15 protein-coding genes, 1 tRNA gene and 1 other annotated feature are annotated in these 14069 nt (G+C 40.4%); of the genes, 1 reads left to right on the top strand and 15 read right to left on the bottom strand.

The window, feature by feature from the left end; translation table 11 throughout:
* From QZ413_RS09380 to QZ413_RS09335, 10 genes are all read right to left on the bottom strand, one after another.
* The coding region (locus tag QZ413_RS09380) for a 50S ribosomal protein L27 (RefSeq protein ID WP_297079585.1) at nucleotides 1-137 on the bottom strand (137 nt) is incomplete at its 3' end.
* Nucleotides 138-149: 12 nt separating this feature from the next.
* Entirely contained in the window at nucleotides 150-494 is a 345-nt protein-coding gene (locus QZ413_RS09375) for a ribosomal-processing cysteine protease Prp (protein WP_297079581.1), read from the bottom strand.
* 26 nt (nucleotides 495-520) lie between these two features.
* Nucleotides 521-829 (bottom strand): 50S ribosomal protein L21, encoded by a 309-nt coding sequence (rplU, locus tag QZ413_RS09370; RefSeq protein WP_297079579.1) that lies wholly within the window; start codon nucleotides 827-829, stop codon nucleotides 521-523.
* A gap of 19 nt (nucleotides 830-848) precedes the next feature.
* Nucleotides 849-921, bottom strand: a sequence feature (ribosomal protein L21 leader region).
* Between the two features lie 66 nt (nucleotides 922-987).
* A complete protein-coding gene (leuD, locus tag QZ413_RS09365; protein ID WP_297079578.1) occupies nucleotides 988-1557 on the bottom strand; it encodes a 3-isopropylmalate dehydratase small subunit in 570 nt (189 codons plus the stop codon).
* Between the two features lies 1 nt (nucleotide 1558).
* Nucleotides 1559-2938, bottom strand: a complete 1380-nt coding sequence (gene leuC, locus QZ413_RS09360) for a 3-isopropylmalate dehydratase large subunit (protein WP_297079576.1) — start codon at nucleotides 2936-2938, stop codon at nucleotides 1559-1561.
* Nucleotides 2935-3981 carry a 3-isopropylmalate dehydrogenase gene (gene leuB / locus QZ413_RS09355; RefSeq protein ID WP_297079574.1) on the bottom strand — a complete coding sequence of 349 codons (1047 nt, stop codon included), beginning with the start codon at nucleotides 3979-3981 and terminating at the stop codon, nucleotides 2935-2937. Before leuB ends, leuC begins: the two co-directional genes overlap by 4 nt.
* Entirely contained in the window at nucleotides 3978-5495 is a 1518-nt protein-coding gene (locus tag QZ413_RS09350) for a 2-isopropylmalate synthase (RefSeq protein WP_297079572.1), read from the bottom strand. Before QZ413_RS09350 ends, leuB begins: the two co-directional genes overlap by 4 nt.
* Before the next feature lie 366 nt (nucleotides 5496-5861).
* Nucleotides 5862-5935: transfer RNA gene (locus QZ413_RS09345), tRNA-Arg, on the bottom strand.
* A 56-nt stretch (nucleotides 5936-5991) separates the two neighbouring features.
* Entirely contained in the window at nucleotides 5992-6831 is an 840-nt protein-coding gene (locus tag QZ413_RS09340; protein ID WP_297079570.1) for an alpha/beta hydrolase, read from the bottom strand.
* A gap of 18 nt (nucleotides 6832-6849) precedes the next feature.
* Nucleotides 6850-7563: an O-methyltransferase gene (locus tag QZ413_RS09335; protein ID WP_297079568.1), complete on the bottom strand. Its 714-nt coding sequence runs from the start codon at nucleotides 7561-7563 to the stop codon at nucleotides 6850-6852.
* A gap of 378 nt (nucleotides 7564-7941) precedes the next feature.
* On the opposite strand from QZ413_RS09335, the gene proS reads away from it, so the two are divergent.
* Nucleotides 7942-9378 (top strand): proline--tRNA ligase, encoded by a 1437-nt coding sequence (gene proS, locus QZ413_RS09330; RefSeq protein WP_297079566.1) that lies wholly within the window; start codon nucleotides 7942-7944, stop codon nucleotides 9376-9378.
* Between the two features lie 172 nt (nucleotides 9379-9550).
* On the opposite strand, the gene QZ413_RS09325 is transcribed toward proS, so the two are convergent.
* The 5 genes from QZ413_RS09325 to dltC form a co-directional block, all read right to left on the bottom strand.
* Entirely contained in the window at nucleotides 9551-10555 is a 1005-nt protein-coding gene (locus tag QZ413_RS09325; RefSeq protein ID WP_297079564.1) for a lipoate--protein ligase, read from the bottom strand.
* Nucleotides 10556-11302, bottom strand: coding sequence for an MBL fold metallo-hydrolase (locus QZ413_RS09320; protein WP_297079560.1), 747 nt, complete (start codon nucleotides 11300-11302; stop codon nucleotides 10556-10558).
* Between the two features lie 47 nt (nucleotides 11303-11349).
* Entirely contained in the window at nucleotides 11350-12432 is a 1083-nt protein-coding gene (locus QZ413_RS09315; protein ID WP_297079558.1) for a M42 family metallopeptidase, read from the bottom strand.
* Nucleotides 12433-12544: 112 nt separating this feature from the next.
* Entirely contained in the window at nucleotides 12545-13819 is a 1275-nt protein-coding gene (gene dltD, locus QZ413_RS09310; protein ID WP_297079556.1) for a D-alanyl-lipoteichoic acid biosynthesis protein DltD, read from the bottom strand.
* Complete coding sequence (gene dltC, locus QZ413_RS09305) at nucleotides 13816-14052, bottom strand: D-alanine--poly(phosphoribitol) ligase subunit DltC (protein WP_297079553.1); 237 nt, start codon at nucleotides 14050-14052, stop codon at nucleotides 13816-13818. The genes dltD and dltC overlap by 4 nt, the downstream gene beginning before the upstream one ends.
* Nucleotides 14053-14069: the final 17 nt, after the last annotated feature.

The raw sequence follows: 14069 nt of genomic DNA, 5'->3' as shown, positions 1-14069 counted from the left end.
AAGATTGATCCACCACTAACTGTTTGACCATCAGCACGTTTAGCACCTAAACGTTTTGATTGAGAGTCACGTCCGTTGGAAGTAGAACCTCCACCTTTTTTGTGGGCGAATAATTGTAAATTCATATTCAATAACATGGAATGCACCTCCTATTTAATAATTTGTGTTTTAATTTGGATAGAGTCGCTATTCTCATTTTGAACTGCTTGTAAACCAAGCAACAAATTTTCTAATAAAATTTGCGCAATGTTGGTTTGCTCCTGATTTTTAGAAAACGGCAATTCCATCGACAAGTAGCCACCTGCTTCATTATCCACTACAACATTCGGCTCAAAACCCGCTAAGGCTTCAATCCCATTGACTGTACTGATGGATAATGCTGAAACTGCGGCACAGACGATGTCCATTCCGTATTCTCCCGCATTTGCGTGACCTGATAATTCAAATGCTACAATGCGACCAGAAGCATCGCGATTGAAAGTTCCATTGATCATAACTATTTACCCTACTTTTTGATTAATTATGCGTTGATCGCTTCGATAACCACTTTTGTATATGGTTGACGATGACCTTGTTTAGTGTGAGAATGTTTTTTAGGTTTGTATTTGAAAGTCACGACTTTCTTTTGTTTACCGTGTTTTTCAACAGTTCCTACAACAGTTGCGCCTGCAACAGTTGGAGCACCTACTTTAGTTGATTCACCACCAACTAAAATCACCTCGTCAAATGTTACTTGTTGTCCAGCTTCAACGTCTAATTTTTCAACGTAGATTGCTTGACCAACTTCAACTTTGATTTGTTTACCACCAGTTTTGATAATTGCGTACATGCTATATAGCACCTCCTTCTTTTAGACTTAGACTCGCCATCCCAAGTGATCTAACGATACTTAAAACTTGTTCTGTGCGGTTGTAGCTGTGGAGTCCACAATTACAACAATACTAATTTATCAAATTTCACAGGCCGAGTCAAGAAAAAGTTGTTCTCTTACATCTTTTTTTCGTAAGCGTGGATTTTTTCTTCATATTGTAATGTGATCGCAATCTCATCTAAACCGTTGAGTAGTTTATGTTTCCAAGTCGCATCGATATCAAAAGAAAATCGTTGTGCTCCACACTGGACTTCTTGCTTGATCAAATCGACTGTCACCACTGCTATCGGATCTTTGACAAGTTCTTGACGACTTGTTTCATCCAATACGATTGGCAATAGCCCATTTTTAGTCGCATTCATATAGAAAATGTCACTAAAACTACCGGCAATAATCACTTGAAAACCATAGTCCAACAAGGCCCACGCTGCATGTTCTCGCGACGATCCAGAACCAAAATTGTCACCTGTGACTAAAATTTTAGCATCTTGATAGGTGTTATCGTTTAAAATAAAGTCTGGATTTGGCGTCCGGTCACGTAAATAACGCCAATCATCAAATAAAAACTCACCAAATCCAGTTTTTTCAATCCGTTTTAGATAGGTTTTTGGAACCAACTGATCCGTATCGATATTGTCGTTCATCAATGGAATCGCTTGACTTGTTACCGTTTGAATCGCCTTCATGTTATGCACGCTCCTTTACAAGTGGTCTCACATCGACGAAATGTCCATGCAGTGCAGCGGCAGCGGCCATTGCCGGACTACATAAATGCGTTCTGGCATTTTTTCCTTGTCGTCCAACGAAGTTACGGTTTGACGTCGATGCACAGTGAACAAATTCCGGGACTTGGTCTGGGTTCATGCCTAGACACATCGAGCAACCTGGTTCACGCCATTCAAAGCCTGCTGCTATAAAAATTTGATCCAATCCAATCGCTTCTGCGGCCTTACGAACTGGACGCGACCCGGGAACGACAATCCCTGTTACCTTAGGATCGATCGTTTTGCCTTTGATGATGGCTGCCGCTTCCTTTAAATCGGACAAACGACCATTGGTACAAGAACCAATAAAAACATATTCGATTGGGATATCTTTTGCAAACTGACCAGGTGATAGCGCCATATAGTCATATGCCATTTGATCATTATGGTCCGTTATCTTTGGAAATGCGTCTTCGATCGAAACACCCATTTCCGGATTGGTACCCCACGTAATGTAAGGAGATAATGCCGAAATATCTAAATGACGGTAGGCATCATAACAACTTGGTGCATCTGTTTTTAAATCAAGCCACGTCTTACTATACATCTCGATATCTTCTGGTGCATAAGGACGTCCTTTAAGGTAATCGATTGTCTTTTCATCCGGAGCAATCATCCCCATCTTCGCTCCGCCTTCGATCGACATGTTGCAAATCGTCATCCGCTCTTCCATTGAAAGGCTACGGATGGTTTCGCCGTAAAACTCTACTGCATATCCCACACCAAAATCGACACCCAATGTTGCAATTAACGCGAGAATAATGTCTTTTGCATAGACGCCTGGCTGTAAGGTACCGGTGATCTCAATCCCCATCGTTTTTGGTTTTTTTTGCCATAGTGTTTGTGTAGCCAACACATGCTCGACTTCACTAGTTCCAATCCCAAATGCGATCGCTCCAAAAGCACCATGAGTCGCCGTGTGGGAATCTCCACAAACAATCGTTTTCCCCGGTTGAGTCAACCCTAGTTCTGGTCCAACCATATGTACGATCCCTTGATTTTTTGATCCGTTATCACACAATTCGATTTCAAATTCCGCACAATTTTGACGTAATGTATCCATTTGTTTTTTAGATACTAAGTCGGTGATCGTATGGATATCTTTCGTTGGGACATTATGATCCATCATACCAAATGTCTTATCTGGTCGTCTTACTTTACGCCCCGCTTGACGTAGACCTTCAAATGCTTGTGGTGACGTCACTTCATGGATCAATTGTAGGTCGATATAGAGCAATTGTGCTTCATTTTCTGCACCTGTGATGACATGTTGTTGCCAAACTTTATCAAATAGTGTATTCATACTACTCCTCCTTTATACGCTGCCAAAACAGCATGTGTGACGTCAGTTGTTGTCGCTTGTCCATTTAAATCTGGTGTTCGTGTCGTCGATAATGCCTGCGCACAGGCTTGTTCTAAGTCGCTGGCAATTTCTTCATAACCAAAACTTTCTCGTAACATCATTGCAACTGACAAGATCATCGAGATTGGATTTGCTTGATGTTTGCCTGCAATGTCAGGAGCTGAACCGTGGATCGGTTCATATAACGAAACACCTATACCATGACTAGCACTAGGCAATACGCCAAGTGATCCAGGTAAAACAGAAGTCTCATCGCTTAAAATGTCTCCAAATAGATTCTCGGTCACGATCACGTCAAAGCGAGTTGGATGTTTGATCAAATCCATTGCCACCGAATCGACATATTGATAGGAAACTTCACACTCTGGATAATCCAACGCGATTTTAGCTACTGTTTCACGCCATAGACGACTTGTCGCTAAGACATTGGCTTTATCGACTGCGCATACTTTTTGCCGTCTAGTCTTGGCTAATTCAAATGCATAACGCACAACACGTGTGATTTCATCTACATGATAATAATTCGTATCGATAGCCTCGTGATCTGTTTTTTCACGTGGAGTTCCAAAATAAATCCCACTGGTCAATTCACGTACAACAATAAGATCTGTTCCATTGACGATTTCTTTTTTTAGCGGTGAAAAGTTAACTAAACTATCACTGACTTTGACCGGCCGAATATTCGCATACAACGCCAACGTTTTTCGCAGTTCTAATAGCCCTTGTTCTGGTGTCGTTTCAGCCGTTGTCCATTTGGGTCCACCAATTGCAGCAAGTAAAATCGCATCTGCTTTTTGGCAAGCTTCTAGTGTGGTATTTGGCAAAGGAACGTGCACTTGGTCAATCGCGCTCCCTCCAAATAAATGCGCTTGATGTTGCAGTGGCAAATGGTGCTTTTCAATTACATAATCCAGTATGACTAGCGCACTTTCCATAATTTCTGGGCCAATGCCATCACCGGCTAATGTTACGATCGTCTTCATTTTCTTCCTCCTACTCGTTGATACATTTTCCCACTTGCCTGTACATAGGCTTTGGCAGATGCTTCTAGCACGTCAAAGTCGATCCCATTGCCACTGAATAGTTGCTGCTTTTGATCGCTGATGCTGACGTGAACTTGCGCTTGTGCATCCTCACCTTGTGTCAAAGATGTTATCGTATAGTCTAAGAGTAATGGTTCATGATCGAATAGTTGATCGATTGCATGATAGATCGCTTGAATACTCCCATCTCCTACCGCAGAAGCTACTTTTAATTCGTTATTGATCTGCACTTCGATAACCGCACATTGATAACCATTGGATACATATTGAACTTGTAATCGCGTCAAGAAGATTTCGTCTTCTTGATTTAATTGATCACTGACAAGTGCATGAAGATCGCTATCGCTTAATTGATTTTTTTTGTCTGCTAACGTTTTAAATTTTTTAAACAAGTCACTGATTGCTTCTGCTGAATAGTCATAACCTAATTGCTTCATTTTTTCATGAAATGCATGTTTACCAGATAATTTTCCTAAAGGCAGTGAGTTGGTTTTGACCCCTACCAATTGTGGTGTGATAATTTCGTATGTTTCTGGATTCTTCAAAACACCATCTTGATGGATCCCTGATTCATGTGCATAGGCGTTCCCGCCAATTACCGCTTTATTTTTTGGAACGTGAAGACCAGATAAACGAGAGACCAAATCACTAGTATTTTTCGTTTCTTGTAACTTAATTTTCGATTGGCATTGATAAAAATCACGTCTGATGTACAGTGCGACCGCGATTTCTTCTAATGCGGTATTGCCTGCACGTTCACCGATACCATTGATCGTTCCTTCGACTCGGTCTGCACCGTTTTCGATTGCTGCGAGTGCATTCGCTGTTGCCATCCCTAAATCATCATGGCAATGGGAAGAAAACGTGATTGGGGTCTGACTACGAATATGGTCGATCAAATAGCGAAAAAGTTCGCCATATTCTGTCGGTGTGGCAAAGCCAACTGTATCGGGAATATTGATGATCGTCGCCCCCGCATCGATTGCGGTTTGCACAGCTTGTAATAAAAAGTCTTTTTCAGTACGGGACGCATCTTCTGGTGAGAATTGGACGATCTCAAATAAAGAACGTGCATAGGTTACATGTTCATGAATCGATTGTATAACCTCTTCTTTCGTCATGTTCAATTTGTCCTTACGATGGATCGGACTAGTCGCTAAAAACACATGGAGTTGCGGTGATCTTGCTTGCGCCAATGCTTCATAAGCACGATCGATATCCTTTTTTTGACAGCGAGCTAAAGCTGCAACAGTCGCCGTTTTCACAGCTTCAGCAATTGCTTTGACAGCTTCAAAATCACCCTGTGACGCAATCGGAAACCCTGCTTCAATCGTATCGATCCCCCATTTTTCTAATTGTAAAGCGAGTTGGACCTTTTCTTTTTTATTAAAATGAACACCTGGTGTTTGTTCGCCATCACGTAATGTGGTATCAAAAAATTGAATATTTCTCATCTGTTTTCGCTCCTTTAAATTGAATTTGGGTATAAAAAAAACATTCCACAAAGGTTTTCCTTCATGCAATGTGAATAGGACTCTTCAAATACTACGTCGAAGAATCCTGGGTCATAATAATAATAAGTTTAGTGAAAGTACATTGTTCGTTTTAATCATAAGGCAAGCTCCTTTAACTGATTTCTTGTTACTGAGCATACCGAGAAATAAAAAAGAAGTCAACCACTTTTTCTAAATTTTCTGAATATTTTGTTTATTTATAACAAAGAAAAATAAATAAATCCTGATCGACCTTACGGATGATTTAAACAGGTCTGCTAAAAGATAACAAAAAAAGACCTCTAGAAATCTCTAGAGGTCTACTAGCGTCACAGGAGGGATTCGAACCCCCGACCGTCCGCTTAGAAGGCGGATGCTCTATCCGGCTGAGCTACTATGACAAATCAGCAACAAAGATTATTATAGGCAAGTGTTGTCTGATTGTCAATGCTTTTTGTTATTTATTTTCTTGCCAAAGAAAGGTATGAATCAAAGAGATGACTTCAACATTTTCTACTAATGCACTATGTTCAGCATCATCTGTAATAATTTTTTCTTGATACGCTCCCTTATCTTGATAGACTAGCCGCCCTGATAACACACTTGTCATCGTAACGACTTCATCTGTTGCTTCTCCAGTATCTCCAATGATATTGTAAACGTCGATTGATGGGATACGTGCTTGATTGGCTAAATAATTTGTGAGTTGTGGACTGTATTCTTTTGGTGTATCGAATGTCATTTTTTGCTCATTGTAACGCTCAGGCATATCGTTATAAGGTGTACCTAGTGTCATGGCTCGCAAAATCATCGGGTCTTTTTTGGTATAATAATCTTCTAAGTATTGTGTGAGGATCAACCCACCATTCGAGTGTCCCAAAAACGTATACTCCGAAAATGCATAACGGGCAACTACTGCCTGTAGACCGATTTGAAACCATTTCCCTTGCTCGACTAAAGCCTCGTCGCTCGCATCTTCAAATGCGATCACAATAATCGGTCGATTTGATTTATTGGTCAATTTCCCCGTCATGGTGACTTGTTCATCTTTATGGACGGTTACTTTTAAGACATTCGTCGTTTGTAAAGACGTAATCAGACCATCAAAGCGTTCTGTTGTCCCCCCGGTGCCAGGCACCATGATAAGTGGGATTTGGGTCAGTTGCAAGGGACGCTTTTGTTGTAAAAAATTAGAGGTAAACGTATCTGCTGCTAACTTTTCCGATACGGACAGGGCAAAAAAACTACCGACGATTACGACTAGGCTACTCCAACGAAGCCATTTTTTGCGATACATCCTACTCATCTCCTCTGTTTAGGATTCTACAGGAAACAAATCACTCAACTCAAATTCAACTACATCCGCTTCTTTACGAATCAACGCAATTCCATCACCTAAAGGAACAAGAGCGGTCGTCAAATCAGGATGCTCATTGATTTCTTTTAAAAAACGATTTAATTTGCGATAGATCGTGCGGCGATTGCGTGGAATCTCTTCGATTGGATCTAAAACAGTGCCACCTTGGAAGATGTCATCTACGATCAATGCGCCACCTTTTTTCAATAAACGCATACATTCTGGTAAAAATTCGATATATTTTGATTTGGCACTATCCATAAAAATCAAATCATAAGGACCAGTCAACGTCGGCAGAATATCAGCAGCCTGGCCTTCTAACAACGTCACTTTATCTTCTAATCCTAGACGTTCATAGGTTTTTTTGGCTTTTCTAATCATCACGTCGAAGCGATCGATCGTCGTCACGTGTCCATCATCGCCGACAAACTGTGCCATTAGACTAGAAGAAAACCCGATCGCTGCTCCGATTTCTAAAATTTGTTTCGGTTTGATTTGCCCCAATAAAAATTGTAAGAACATCACGGTTTCGTGTGGAATGATCGGGATTTCTTGTTCATTGGCTTCCTTTTCGATTGCTCCTAATTCTCCTGGTAAAGCTTTTTGAGCAGTACGTAAATACTGAACCAGTTCTTCTTTGACAACTGGTCGGTGCATCATTTCATTGCGCATAACGAGTCTCCTTTATTGTTTCTCGTCATATTATACGAATTTTTTAGAAAAGGCGCAAACGAACAGGAATTTTTCTCATAAAATGCTTGCTTTTTTTTTCAACATTGATTAGTCTAGTAACAGGATTTGGATTAGTAACTTATGCGTATGTTTTAGAGAGTCGGAGCGAGGCTGGAACTTCGATACCACTAGCAGAAGTGAACCTACCAATGAGAAGATCACTAACCTGGTCGGCGTGGATGCCTTATCATCTTTCAAGTAGGGTCGAGTCAGTCGATCAACAAAGGTGGTACCGCGAACATGTCCAAGCATTTCGTCCTTTTAGAGGATGGAAGGCTTTTTTTGTGTCCAAAATGAATTAATTAAAGGAGTTTGACTATGTCAGAACAAACAAATGATTTTACCCAATGGTACTTGCAGACCGTTCAACAAGCAGAATTGATGTCGTATTCACCTGTACGCGGATCGATCATCTTCCGTCCCGATGGTTTTGAATTATGGGAACATATCCAAGAAGAGTTTAACCGTTTCTTAAAAGCAGAAGGGATTCGTAATGCGTATTTCCCAATGCTGATCCCAAAAAGCTTTTTCATGAAAGAAGCGGATCATATCGAAGGTTTCGCTCCAGAGCTTCCTTGGGTCACTGAAGTCGGTGATGAAAAATTAGAAGAGCCGTTAGCTCTACGTCCGACTTCTGAAACGATGATTGGTTCAGCCTTTTCAGATTGGATCAATTCTTATCGTGATCTTCCTTACGAGATCAATCAATGGGCCAATGTCTTTCGTTGGGAGAAAAAAACGTTGCCTTTCTTGCGCACTTCAGAATTTTTATGGCAAGAAGGACATACGGCACACGCAGATGAAGAAGATGCACGTCGTCGCACTATGCGTGTATTAGATGAGTATGCTCGTCTATGTGAAGAATTTTTAGCGATCCCGGTTTATAAAGGACAAAAAACGCCGTCCGAACGTTTTGCTGGTGCTGTTGATACCTATTCAATCGAAGCCATGATGAAAGACGGGAAAGCGGTCCAAGCCGGTACTTCTCATTATATGGGAACCAAATTTGCTGAAGCGTTTGAAATCAATTACTTAAATAAAGAAAACAAACACGTCCCTACGCATACGACTTCTTGGGGAGTCTCTACTCGTCTTCTTGGTTCATTGATCATGACACATGGCGATGAGAATGGATTAGTCTTTCCTCCAACAGTTGCCCCAACACAAATCGTGATGATGCCTGTGGGACCTTGGAAGAAAAATCCAGCCATCATGGAAAAATTAGATGCACTTTATGCCCACTTTAAAGCACAAGGCTACCGTGTACGTTTAGATGATACCGATAATTCTCCTGGTTACAAATTCCATGAATGGGAATTAAAAGGTGCGTGTATCCGTATCGAATGTGGCCCACGTGATCTTGAAAATGGACATGTCATGACGAAAATCCGCGATATCGACGGAAAAGTCGCTGTAGCTTTTGACGAGCTAGACACCTATATTGCAACTGAACTTGAAAAAATGCCTACACGTCTTTTAGAAAATGCTAGAAAACGCAATCAAGAAAATGAATATACCACGATCGAGACATTAGATGAATTAAAAGCACATATCGAAACGTGTAAACAAGAAAATCGACCAACTGGATTTGTTTTGATCGGTTGGGACGGTACTGAAGAAACTGAAGCGAAAATCAAAGAAGAAACTGGATTTACGACTCGTAATATTCCATTTGATGTTCCTGTTGAAAAAACAGTCGATCTTGTCAATGGTACGCCAGCGAAACATACTGTTTGGATCGCTCGCGCTTATTAAAAAAAGGCTGTGACAGAAGTGGGCAGCTCCAGGAAATAAGCCAAATCATTCCGATAATAGATTTACCTATTTCGGTAATGATCTGGCTTATTTCTTAAGGAGCTACTTCTGGAACGCCGTTTATTCTATTTATAAGGGGCTGTGACAGAAGTCTGTCACAGCCCCTTTTTTATTAGTAAATCAAATCAAATAATTCTTGTGCTTCGATATTGCCAAAGTATTTTTTGACGTCGATTTGATCCACAACATTTTTTAATGCTTCTTTTTCATATTTCACACCAATAAATTGATCTTCTACTTCCTTAATATCTCCTAAACCAAAGAAATCGCCATAGATTTTCATTGCCGTAATTTTACCTTCTGTCACATTGAAATGGATATCGATCGATCCAATTGGGAAACGTTTTGTACGTTCGATATCAAATTCTGGTGACTTACCGTAATTCCAATCCCAATTCGCATAATATTGTTTTGAGATCTCGCGAACTTTTTCCCAATCTGTTTCTGTCAATTCATAGGTTTGGATATCAGAAAGATCTTCCACGCCAAAGACTTTCAATAAAATTTCTTGGCTAAACTCTTCTGTAGTCATCTCTTGCTGGTCTTCTGGTAAAAATGGTTTGATATTGGTTACACGAGAGCGGATCGATTTGATTCCCTTTGATTCAATCTTATCCTTACGTACTTTTAAGGCATTGACCACTTCATTGATATCACTATCAAACATGATCGTGCCGTGTGCAAACATGCGACCATTTGTCGCATACATCGCATTGCCTGAGAATTTTTGATCATTGATCACAAGATCATTTCGACCTTTAAGTTGCGCCCCTTTCACACCTAGATCTTGTAGCGCTTGAACAATCGGTTTGGTCAATTTTTCAAAATCACGAAACGATTGTCCGTCATCTGGCATGATAAAACTGAAGTTTAAATTCCCTTCATCATGGTACACTGCACCACCACCACTAAAACGACGGACAACATGGATATTGTGCTCATCGACGTAATGTTGATTGATCTCAGCGATCGTATTTTGATTACGCCCGATAATAATCGATGGCTCGTTGATGTAAAACAATAAAATTGGCTCATCCGTTTGCATTTCTTGTAATAAAAATGTTTCAATTGCTAAGTTTAAGCGTGGATCACGCAAATCATTTGGTACAAAAATCATTTAGTTTCCCCCTATTGTAAAAACCTTGCCGACAGCTGCTAATTCGACTGGAATCACGCCTGCTTCGACTTGTGCTTGTTGTTTCAATTCATTCAGATCTCCAAATTGCGGCAAGTGTGTCAATACCAGTTTTGCGACATTTGCTTTTTTAGCAAATTCTCCGGCTTCTGGTGCGGTAAAATGCGCGTGGTGGTGCTCGTTTCCTTTAAATAGATAGGTGTCTGCTAAAAACAGATCCGCATCTTTAGCAAACGTTGTGAACTCCTCTAGATAACCTGAATCTCCTGTGAATACGAGAACGCGATTTGTCGCTTTTTCTTCAATTCGCATCGCGTAACACACGACAGGATGGATTGTTTCCATAAACGTGATGGTAAACGGACCTAGATCAAGTACCGGTTGTGCGAGATAATCATAGCCTTGTGATACCTCTGCTAGCGTTAATGCTTGAAAATGCGCTTGATCTCTTCCATGACCGTAAATCGACAATTGTTTAGTCTGGTCGCGTTTAGGAGAAAGTTGCCATTGGTACTGTAACACACCTAGGTCCGCAATATGATCATGATGATAATGACTCAAAATCACTGCATCTAACATTAGTGGGTCTACATATTTTTCAAGTTCAACTAACGTCGTACTCCCAGCGTCTATCAACAGATTAAATCCTTCAGATTGCAACAAAAATCCAGTAGTTCCTTGTCCTTGATAAGGATATGCACCTAAACAACCTAAAACCGTTAATTTCATTGTGATGACCTCCTTTTGTTTGTCAGCGATCTGTCTGATCGATTCGATTAATAACTACGGATTTCTTTCACTTTTTCATCATCTAAACGACGCACGATTTCAGTAACAAGGCGTACGGTATTTAAGTAGTCATCTTCATGGATAATCGAAGTATGAGAATGCAAGTAGCGTACCGGTACTGTGATGGCAATCGATGGAACACCATCACGTGTTAGATGCATTTGACCGGCATCTGTTCCGCCACCAGTAATGACTGTATATTGGAATGGAATTTCCAATTCTTCTGCGGTATCCGTTACAAAATTTAACAATTTTTTATGCGGAATCATAGAGGCATCAAAGATCAAGACTTGCGGTCCTTTTCCCAGCTCTGAATCGGCTTCTTTTGGTGTCATTCCTGGAGTATCTCCAGCAGTCCCTGTATCTAACGCGATCGCAATATCAGGATTGACCATATGCGTACTCGTTCTAGCACCACGTAATCCGACTTCTTCCATCACATCGCTTCCTGCAAATAAACAGTTTGGATGGCCTTCTTTAGCTAAATTTTCTAATACGCGCAATGAAACTGCTGTCCCTACACGATTATCCCAAGCTTTGGCCAATAAGAACTTGCCCCCATTTAGACGCTTGTACTCGATATAAGGCGTGATCATATCACTTGGGCGCACGCCCCACTCTTGTGCTTCTTCTTTAGAAGAGGCACCGATATCGATAAACATCTCGCCGATTTCATAGGGTTTTGAACGTGCTTCTGGTGTCAACACATGAGGTGGTTTTGAGCCAATGACACCGTGGATCAATTTCCCTTCACGCGTTTTGATCTCTACTTGTTGAGCGAGCATCACTTGATTCCACCAACCCCCAAGAGTTTGGAATTCGATGAATCCTTCTTTAGTGATTTTCGTGACCATAAATCCAACTTCGTCCATGTGCCCTGAAATAAAGATCTTAGGACCATTTCCTTCACCTGTATGTTTTGCAATGACACTTCCTAAATTATCAAAGAAAATATCTTCTGCGAAATCTTTGGCGTACTCTTTAAAAATCTCACGAACTTCTTCTTCATTACCAGGTACTCCTCTAGCTGAGGTTAAGTCAATCAGTAGTTGTTCTTCTTTTTTGTCCATCCGTGTCGCTCTCCTATCTTTTACAAGCTTGTCAATTGCTTGATTTGTGTTCCATTATACCGAAAAAAAGGGCAATAAAAAAGCAAAGAAGTAGAAGAACACTTAGATTCTTCTACTTCTCTGTTTTTTCAGGCAAGTGATTTGGTTTCACTTTTTGCCAGTCTGTTGAATAAAAATCGTTTGATAACTGATACACAGGTGTTGGTTGTTCGTTAGTCAAAAATGGTTCGATATAGCGGTCAGCTTCCAACCATCCACGCCAACCCAAATGAATCGTATCTGCCATGAAGTACGGGATTGTTCGCTCTTTTGTAAAATCGACGACTTGATCAAATCCTTGTTCATGTAACTGATAATTGATTTTTTGGCTAAAACCATTCAACATCTTAGGAGATAATCCGGTATACGCTTGCCACTTTTCATTGACTGGCGGGATAATAAACAACGGCTTTGCATGCACTTTTGCTAATTCTTCTAGTACTAACTGAAAATCTCCATATTCAGGTGACGTCAAATAATTGTAGTTTTTTTGCGATCCTTTTAACCGATGGATGTTTTTCTTTACACGTTGAGTGTAAAAATGATTGTCGATTTCAAAAGAATTATTCGACGTACTTTTTTTCCCTTGCGTATTGGCTAATTTTTCTAACGCTGCATAATCGTAAGTTTGAGGTAACTGTTTTGCGGCCTTGTCAATTTTCTTTTGCTTAGACAATAAACCAAAGCGACTAAACAATTGATCTTCTCGAGCTAATATGCGCGATTCGAACTCTAGTTTTGTACGACTGAGACCTGATGGAACTTGATTTTGTTGGATCTGTTTTAGCACATGTACCAATGCTTGGTTTTTAGCGACCGTTTCGTATTGAAGCAAACGCGACGCAAGGTATTGATCACTAGACGTCACGTTTTTGATATTTAACACCCATTGATAGGTTTGCAACTCAGAAAAATACGCATTGAAATAATCTTCCTTAAGTCCATCTCTTACAAACCATTGCGGTGAAATAATAAAGACGACTGGTTTATTTTCTAACTCAGTTTCCATCGATTGCATCATCATAAATTGAGTAAGTGATTGCGTACCAGGTGCTCCTAATAAAAAAGGAGTGTAGTTACGATCATAGGCTTTTGCTAAAGCAGAAGGATGAAACGAGTCGATCCGACTCAGTTCAGAAGATCCAAAAAAAGGCACGTATTCTCCTGAATCGATTGCTGCATTTTTGATGCTATTTCCACGCAAGACATTTGCCGCCATCGAACTAGACGCATTTTGCCATACTGCAGGACTCGTGGTACTCGTAAAAAAAGGAGCTAAAAAAACGGCTCCAATGATCACGAGAGCACAAACGATCGGACCAAAGATCATCCATAATTGTTTTCTCATGCGCCTTGTAAGATGCGAACTTGTTCGATGATTTTTCTAGGTGTTGCCCATGATTCACGTTCAAATTCTGAAACTGGTACTTGAACATCTAATTGTCCTTCTAATTCTACAAGCAATTGGACGCTTCCTAGTGAATCCAATAACCCTTCGTCAAATAAAGCCAAATCTAAATCTTCCCGTACTTCATCTGTTCCTGTCAATTCTTCTAAAATCGCTAATACTGTTTCTTCCATTTTTTTCACTCTTTCTT

This window comes from uncultured Enterococcus sp. (assembly GCF_913775425.1).
Lineage (GTDB): Bacteria > Bacillota > Bacilli > Lactobacillales > Enterococcaceae > Enterococcus_G.
This window is presented reverse-complemented; position numbering and strand designations above follow the sequence as displayed.

What these genes read in the sequence shown, in the direction of transcription:
- leuD (WP_297079578.1), bottom strand. Translation starts at nt 1,557, where the DNA reads ATGAAGGCGATTCAAACGGTAACAAGTCAAGCGATTCCATTGATGAAC.
- QZ413_RS09325 (WP_297079564.1), bottom strand. Translation starts at nt 10,555, where the DNA reads ATGATTTTTGTACCAAATGATTTGCGTGATCCACGCTTAAACTTAGCA.
- proS (WP_297079566.1), top strand. Translation starts at nt 7,942, where the DNA reads ATGTCAGAACAAACAAATGATTTTACCCAATGGTACTTGCAGACCGTT.
- dltC (WP_297079553.1), bottom strand. Translation starts at nt 14,052, where the DNA reads ATGGAAGAAACAGTATTAGCGATTTTAGAAGAATTGACAGGAACAGAT.
- QZ413_RS09315 (WP_297079558.1), bottom strand. Translation starts at nt 12,432, where the DNA reads ATGGACAAAAAAGAAGAACAACTACTGATTGACTTAACCTCAGCTAGA.
- QZ413_RS09335 (WP_297079568.1), bottom strand. Translation starts at nt 7,563, where the DNA reads ATGCGCAATGAAATGATGCACCGACCAGTTGTCAAAGAAGAACTGGTT.
- QZ413_RS09320 (WP_297079560.1), bottom strand. Translation starts at nt 11,302, where the DNA reads ATGAAATTAACGGTTTTAGGTTGTTTAGGTGCATATCCTTATCAAGGA.
- QZ413_RS09350 (WP_297079572.1), bottom strand. Translation starts at nt 5,495, where the DNA reads ATGAGAAATATTCAATTTTTTGATACCACATTACGTGATGGCGAACAA.
- rplU (WP_297079579.1), bottom strand. Translation starts at nt 829, where the DNA reads ATGTACGCAATTATCAAAACTGGTGGTAAACAAATCAAAGTTGAAGTT.
- QZ413_RS09340 (WP_297079570.1), bottom strand. Translation starts at nt 6,831, where the DNA reads ATGTATCGCAAAAAATGGCTTCGTTGGAGTAGCCTAGTCGTAATCGTC.
- leuB (WP_297079574.1), bottom strand. Translation starts at nt 3,981, where the DNA reads ATGAAGACGATCGTAACATTAGCCGGTGATGGCATTGGCCCAGAAATT.
- dltD (WP_297079556.1), bottom strand. Translation starts at nt 13,819, where the DNA reads ATGAGAAAACAATTATGGATGATCTTTGGTCCGATCGTTTGTGCTCTC.
- QZ413_RS09375 (WP_297079581.1), bottom strand. Translation starts at nt 494, where the DNA reads ATGATCAATGGAACTTTCAATCGCGATGCTTCTGGTCGCATTGTAGCA.
- leuC (WP_297079576.1), bottom strand. Translation starts at nt 2,938, where the DNA reads ATGAATACACTATTTGATAAAGTTTGGCAACAACATGTCATCACAGGT.